We start from the raw sequence: 6299 nt of genomic DNA on the forward strand, positions 1-6299 counted from the left end.
AGGAATGGTCATGTCGGTCCTCTGCCGCCCAGCGATCCCGGAAGACGTAGAGGGGCTTTACGAACTTATACAAGGCTATGCCGCCAAAGGCATCATGCTGCCAAGATCCAGGGAGGCGCTTTCCCGCAATATCGACACGTTTATCGTGGCGCAGGACGGGGAACAGCTGATCGGATGCGGTTCGCTGTGTAGGCTCGGCAGCGATCTCGTCGAGATTCGCTCGCTTGGCATCGCGGACGGCTTCAAAGGCCAGGGCATCGGGAGCAAGCTCGTGGACGCGCTGATCGAGGAAGCCAAGCTGCAGGGAATCCCGAAGGTTATGGCGCTCACGTACGAAGCGGCGTTTTTCCAGAAGAACGGGTTCCGGATCGTAGACAAGGAGATTTTTCCCGAGAAAGTATGGACGGATTGCGTCAATTGTCCGAAGCAGCAATGCTGCGACGAAATCGCCGTCGTTCGGATCATCGAACCGGCGCAGGAGAACGAGCGCTTAAGTTTTGCCCAAATGTAAGCGAACATGCCAAATCGAGCGGGAACGTTCTTGACACGACCGCCTTCGGTTTGGTATTTTTGTAGTAGTCTTTAGCACTCGTCGTAATTGAGTGCTAACGATAACGGGAAACCTATTCAAGGAGGAGATTCGGATGCTGAGCGAACGCCAACGCATGATCCTAAACGCGATTATCGACGATTATATCCGTTCTGCGGAGCCGGTCGGTTCCCGCAGCATCTCCAAGCGCGGAGACGTGTCTTTCAGTCCGGCGACCATCCGCAACGAGATGGCGGATCTGGAGGAGATGGGGCTGCTCGAGCAGCCGCACACTTCGGCGGGCCGAATCCCTTCTATTAAAGGCTACCGTTATTACGTGGATCATCTCGTTACCTTGGGCGAGATCGGGGACCGGGAAGCGCGCATGATTCGTTCTTTTTTCGCTGAGAAAATGACGCATTGGGAAGGCATTATCGAGCATGCGGCGACCGTTTTGTCCCAGATGACGAATTACACCTCGATCGTGCTCGGTCCGGAGATGTTCAATACGGCATTGAAGCATTTTCAGGTTATTCCGTTGACGGACAATTCCGCAGTCGCGATTATCGTAACGAACACGGGACACGTCGAGCATCGGACGATTTCCATTCCGGAAGGCATCACGATGGACGATATGACGAAAATCGTGAACCTGCTTAACGACAAGCTGGCCGGGGTGCCGTTCTACAAGGTCAAGTCGGTTCTGCACAGCGAGATCGCCAAGGAGCTCAGCCGTTATGTGGAGAGATTCGAGGAAATTCTGGCGCTGCTTGAACAGACGATCGACGAGAAGCAGGACCCGAAAGTATTTTTGAGCGGCGCGTCCAACATGCTGACCCAGCCGGAGTTCAAGGACGTTGATAAGGCCAAGTCGATTCTCGGCATGCTGGAGGCAACTCCGCTCGTCGTGCAGCTGTTCCAGTCCAATCCGGGAGGCATCCAGGTGAAGATCGGAACGGAGAACGCGCACGAGGCCATCAATCATTGCAGTTTGATTACCGCGACGTATTCCTTCGACGGACAGTCGCTCGGCACGATCGGCATTCTGGGTCCGACTCGCATGGAGTACGCGAAGGTCATCGGCTTGCTTGATTATTTATCCAAGGATATCGTCCAGTTGATGTCCCGCTGGCATAAATAAAGGTTGCATAGCCCCCGAAACCGGGAGGCACGGTAAGGAGGTGAATCGTACATGAGTACGAACGAGACGAAGGAGTCTGCGAACATGGATGAGGTAACCGAAACGAACGATTCGGCCGTTTCCGGCGACGAGCCGCAAGCCGAGGAACAGACAACCGGAGAAAGCGAACGCATCGCCGAGCTGGAGCGTTTGGCGGATGATCATCATAGTCGTTATTTGCGCGCGCAGGCCGATTTCGATAACTTCCGCAGACGCACGCAGAAGGAAAAAGAGGAGCTCGCGCAATACGCTTCTATGAAGCTGATTACGCAGCTGCTGCCCGTTCTCGATAACTTCGGCCGCGCGCTTCAGGCGGGCGAAGGGGCGGGCGGAACCGACTCCTTTGCCAAAGGCGTGGATATGATTTTCCGTCAATTGTCCCAGGTGTTGGAGGCGGAAGGCCTTAAGCCGATGGATGCCGTTGGACAGCAGTTCGACCCGGAATTGCATCAGGCGATCATGCGGGTGGAGAGCGACGAGCACGAAGAAGGAATCGTCGTCGAGGTCGTCCAGACCGGCTATATGCTTAAAGATAGAGTCATACGCCCAGCTATGGTGAAAGTCAGCGGCTAGCGCGACTTCCTTCGGAGCAGAAGGAAGCGGATCGTGCACTTATATCAAAGGAGGAACACCCAGCTATGAGCAAAGTAATCGGAATCGACCTCGGTACGACGAACTCGTGCGTCGCGGTCATGGAAGGCGGCGAAGCCGTCGTTATCCCTAACGCGGAAGGCAACCGCACCACTCCTTCCGTCGTCGGCTTCAAGAAAGACGGAGAGCGCGTCGTAGGCGAGACTGCGAAGCGTCAAGCGATCACGAATCCGGATCGCACGGTTAGTTCCATTAAGCGTCATATGGGAACGACCCACAAGGAAACGATCGAAGGAAAAGCGTATTCCGCTCCGGAGATTTCGGCGATTATCCTGCAGAAGCTCAAAGCCGACGCAGAAGCATACTTAGGACAACCGGTCACGCAAGCGGTTATTACCGTTCCTGCATATTTTAACGATAGCCAGCGCCAAGCGACGAAGGACGCGGGCAACATCGCGGGCCTTGAAGTGCTGCGGATCGTCAACGAGCCTACGGCTGCCGCGCTCGCTTATGGCTTCGAGAAGCAAGAGGATCAAACGATTCTCGTATTCGACCTCGGCGGAGGCACGTTCGACGTCAGCATTCTGGAACTCGGCGACGGCTTCTTCGAAGTTAAAGCAACGAGCGGCGACAACCACCTCGGCGGCGACGATTTCGACCAAGCGATCATGGAATGGCTGTCCGGCGAATTCAAAAAAGAGCACGGCATCGACCTGCTGAAGGACAAAGCGGCGGTGCAACGCCTGAAGGACGCGGCGGAGAAAGCGAAGAAGGAGCTGTCCGGCGTCGTCTCCACGACGATCTCCTTGCCGTTCATCACGGTTGTAGACGGAGTGCCGCAGCATTTGGAGCTTAACCTGAGCCGTTCGAAGTTCGATGAGCTTACGGCTAGTCTGGTAGAACGCACGATGTCGCCTACCCGCCAAGCGCTGTCGGATGCCGGCATGTCTCCTGCGGACATCGACAAAGTCGTTCTGGTCGGCGGTTCCACGCGTATTCCTGCCGTCCAGGACGCGATCAAAAAGCTGACGGGCAAAGAGTCGCACAAGGGCGTTAACCCGGACGAAGTGGTCGCTCTCGGCGCTGCCGTTCAAGCGGGCGTACTGACGGGCGAAGTCAAAGACGTCGTGCTGCTCGACGTCACTCCGCTGTCCCTCGGCATCGAAACGGCCGGCGGCGTCTTGACGAAAATGATCGATCGCAATACGACGATCCCGACGAGCAAATCGCAGGTGTTCTCGACTTACGCCGACATGCAGACGCAAGTCGAAATTCACGTCCTGCAAGGCGAACGCGCGATGGCTAAGGACAATAAGACGCTCGGCCGCTTCGTTCTGAGCGAAATTCCACCGGCGCCTCGCGGCGTGCCGCAAATCGAAGTCACGTTCGATATCGACGCGAACGGTATCGTTAACGTATCGGCTCTCGACAAGGGCACCGGCAAAACGCAGAAAATCACGATCACCTCTTCCGGCGGCTTGAGCAAGGAAGATATCGAGCGCATGCAGAAGGAAGCGGAACTGCACGCGGAAGAGGACAAAGCTCGCCGCGAGCTGGTCGAAGCGAAGAACAGCGCGGATCAACTGATCTACAGCGTCGACAAGACGATCAAGGACCTCGGCGACAAAGTCGACGCGAGCGAAGTCGAGAAGGCGAACGCGGCGAAAGAGAAGTTGACAAGCGCGGTTGCATCCGATAACCTTGAACAGATCAATCAAGCGACCGAAGAGCTGACCGAAATCGTGCAGCAGCTGTCCGTGAAGCTTTACGAGCAGGCCGCGCAGCAAGCGCAGCCGGGTCAAGAAGCAGGGGACGCAGGCTCCGCAGGTTCCGGTCCCGCGAAAGACAACGTCGTCGACGCGGACTATGAAGTCGTAGACGAAGACAAGAAATAATTCGGATGCCGCATACACGGAAAGTCAAAGCCGATTCCCCAGCCATGCGGGATCGCTTTGACTTTCCTTCATGAGGAGGTGGAGAGAAGTGGCGGACAAAAGAGACTATTACGAAGTTCTGGAGCTTCCCAAGAACGCCTCCGCGGACGACGTGAAGAAAGCTTATCGCAAGCTGGCTCGGCAGTATCACCCTGACGTCAATAAGGCGCCCGACGCCGAAACGAAATTCAAAGAAGTGAAAGAAGCGTATGACGTGCTGAGCGACGATCAGGCGCGCGCGCGTTACGACCAGTTCGGCCACCAGGACCCGAACGCCGGTTTCGGAGGAGCGGGAGGAGCCGGGGCTGATTTCGGCGGGGGTTTCGGAGATATATTCGATATGTTTTTCGGAGGCGGCGGAGGCCGGAGGGATCCGAACGCGCCTCAGCGGGGCAACGACCTGCAATACACGATGACGATCGAATTCAAGGAAGCGGTGTTCGGCAAAGAGATGGACATTACGATTCCGCGGACCGAATCGTGCGACACGTGCCACGGAAATGGCGCCAAGCCCGGCACGAAGCCGGAAACGTGTTCCGTCTGCCGCGGCTCCGGTCAGCAGGAAGTGGCGCAGAATACGCCGTTCGGACGCATCGTGAATCGACGGGCATGTACCGCATGTTCCGGACGAGGCAAAATCATTAAAGATCGCTGCGGCACTTGCGGCGGCAGCGGCCAAGTCAAAAAACAACGCAAAATCCACGTCAAAATTCCCGCGGGCGTCGACGACGGAGCCCAGCTTCGCGTCAGCGGCGAAGGGGAAGGCGGAATGCGCGGAGGTCCTTCGGGGGATCTCTACATCGTTCTTCGCGTGAAATCCCACGACTTCTTCGAACGGGAAGGCGACGACATTTACTGCGAAATTCCATTGACCTTTACGCAGGCGGCGCTCGGGGACGAGATCGAAATTCCGACCTTGTCCGAGAAGGTCAAGTTGAAGATTCCTCCCGGAACCCAGACGGGCACGTATTTCCGGCTTAAGGGCAAGGGCGTTCCGAAGCTTCGCGGTTACGGGCAAGGGGATCAACAGGTGAAGGTGACGATCGTCACCCCGACCAACCTGAGCGAAGACCAGCGGGAGCTGCTGCGGGAGTTCGCGTCTAAGAGCGGCGAGGCAACGCACGAGCAGAGCAAAAACATTTTCGAGCGGATGAAGCGCGCGATTCTTGGAGAATAAAAAGCAACGACGGCCATCCAGCCTGACGCTGGCGGCCGTTTTTTTATAGTATAAGTGCGAAGGCCAGGGAAAACCTATTGGAGTAATTGCGATGCGCATTGCTGCCGCGGAGCAACCCATAAGGAGGATGTTGATCTATGGCCAAAAAACGCGAACGTTTGCCGGTTGCTAAGGCGGAAGATGTCGAGTATTCGGAAGAGCTAGCTGACGGAGACGACAAAAAAGCGCAGGAGCGCGCTGAGGCGGCTGATCGGCGAGCTGCCGGAGAGCATGGAGAGTGAGTCGCATGGATATGGAACCGTTACAAGCCAGATTCGAGACTCAAGACCAAGCGGAATCGGTCATCCGCAAGCTGTCCGCTCTTCGCAGCGACCGCTTCCGGCTGGAGAGGACGAGCGCCGGAGCCGCCGCTTCTTCCGGCGGACAATCGTGGAACGCCGAAATCGGTTCTGACCTCGGCGCCATCGCCACACCGTCTAACGCCTACGCTACCTCGGCTGCGGCTGAATTCACGCTGTCCGCCATCGTCCCTGCAGCTGCAGCGGACCAAGCGCGCACCGTCATCCGCCAAGCCGGCGGCGTAATCTACTGATCGATCCCCGGGCGTATACCGCTGAGCAGTGTGCGCCCTTCTCCTCTCCCCCTTTTGCCGCTACCCTCTCGCTCAGAATGCAAAACGTTAGTAGGTCTACCTCTTCCTCCACCACTATGGCCACTATCCCCTCGACTCAGAACGCCAGTGCGACAATACGTAGGTCTGCCCAGCTATGGCCACTATCCCCTCGACTCAGAACGCCAGTGCGACAATACGTAGGTCTGCCCAGCTATGGCCATTATCCCCTCGACTCAGAACGCCAGTGCGACAATACGTAGGTCTGCCCAGCTATG

At 56.9% G+C, this 6299-nt stretch carries 7 protein-coding genes; all 7 read left to right on the plus strand.

What is annotated here, in order from left to right; translation table 11 throughout:
- Positions 1–4: 4 nt before the first annotated feature.
- The 7 genes from ACESLM_RS15135 (at position 5) to ACESLM_RS15165 (ending at position 6003) form a co-directional block, all read left to right on the plus strand.
- Positions 5–511, plus strand: coding sequence for an N-acetyltransferase (locus tag ACESLM_RS15135; RefSeq protein WP_372632410.1), 507 nt, complete (start codon positions 5–7; stop codon positions 509–511).
- 133 nt (positions 512–644) lie between these two features.
- Positions 645–1670, plus strand: coding sequence for a heat-inducible transcriptional repressor HrcA (gene hrcA, locus ACESLM_RS15140; RefSeq protein ID WP_372632411.1), 1026 nt, complete (start codon positions 645–647; stop codon positions 1668–1670).
- 51 nt (positions 1671–1721) lie between these two features.
- Complete coding sequence (gene grpE / locus ACESLM_RS15145; RefSeq protein WP_372632412.1) at positions 1722–2282, plus strand: nucleotide exchange factor GrpE; 561 nt, start codon at positions 1722–1724, stop codon at positions 2280–2282.
- 65 nt (positions 2283–2347) lie between these two features.
- Positions 2348–4195, plus strand: coding sequence for a molecular chaperone DnaK (gene dnaK / locus ACESLM_RS15150; protein WP_372632413.1), 1848 nt, complete (start codon positions 2348–2350; stop codon positions 4193–4195).
- 88 nt (positions 4196–4283) lie between these two features.
- On the plus strand, positions 4284–5411 hold the full coding sequence (dnaJ, locus tag ACESLM_RS15155) for a molecular chaperone DnaJ (RefSeq protein ID WP_372632414.1): 1128 nt from the start codon (positions 4284–4286) through the stop codon (positions 5409–5411).
- 137 nt (positions 5412–5548) lie between these two features.
- Positions 5549–5692, plus strand: coding sequence for a YfhD family protein (locus tag ACESLM_RS15160; protein WP_372632415.1), 144 nt, complete (start codon positions 5549–5551; stop codon positions 5690–5692).
- A gap of 5 nt (positions 5693–5697) precedes the next feature.
- Positions 5698–6003 (plus strand): hypothetical protein, encoded by a 306-nt coding sequence (locus tag ACESLM_RS15165; RefSeq protein WP_372632416.1) that lies wholly within the window; start codon positions 5698–5700, stop codon positions 6001–6003.
- Positions 6004–6299: the final 296 nt, after the last annotated feature.

The sequence above is a fragment of the Cohnella sp. genome, assembly GCF_041641335.1.
In the GTDB taxonomy this organism is placed as follows: domain Bacteria; phylum Bacillota; class Bacilli; order Paenibacillales; family Paenibacillaceae; genus Cohnella.

What these genes read in the sequence shown, in the direction of transcription:
- ACESLM_RS15135 (WP_372632410.1), top strand. Translation starts at nt 5, where the DNA reads ATGGTCATGTCGGTCCTCTGCCGCCCAGCGATCCCGGAAGACGTAGAG.
- hrcA (WP_372632411.1), top strand. Translation starts at nt 645, where the DNA reads ATGCTGAGCGAACGCCAACGCATGATCCTAAACGCGATTATCGACGAT.
- grpE (WP_372632412.1), top strand. Translation starts at nt 1,722, where the DNA reads ATGAGTACGAACGAGACGAAGGAGTCTGCGAACATGGATGAGGTAACC.
- dnaK (WP_372632413.1), top strand. Translation starts at nt 2,348, where the DNA reads ATGAGCAAAGTAATCGGAATCGACCTCGGTACGACGAACTCGTGCGTC.
- ACESLM_RS15160 (WP_372632415.1), top strand. Translation starts at nt 5,549, where the DNA reads ATGGCCAAAAAACGCGAACGTTTGCCGGTTGCTAAGGCGGAAGATGTC.
- ACESLM_RS15165 (WP_372632416.1), top strand. Translation starts at nt 5,698, where the DNA reads ATGGATATGGAACCGTTACAAGCCAGATTCGAGACTCAAGACCAAGCG.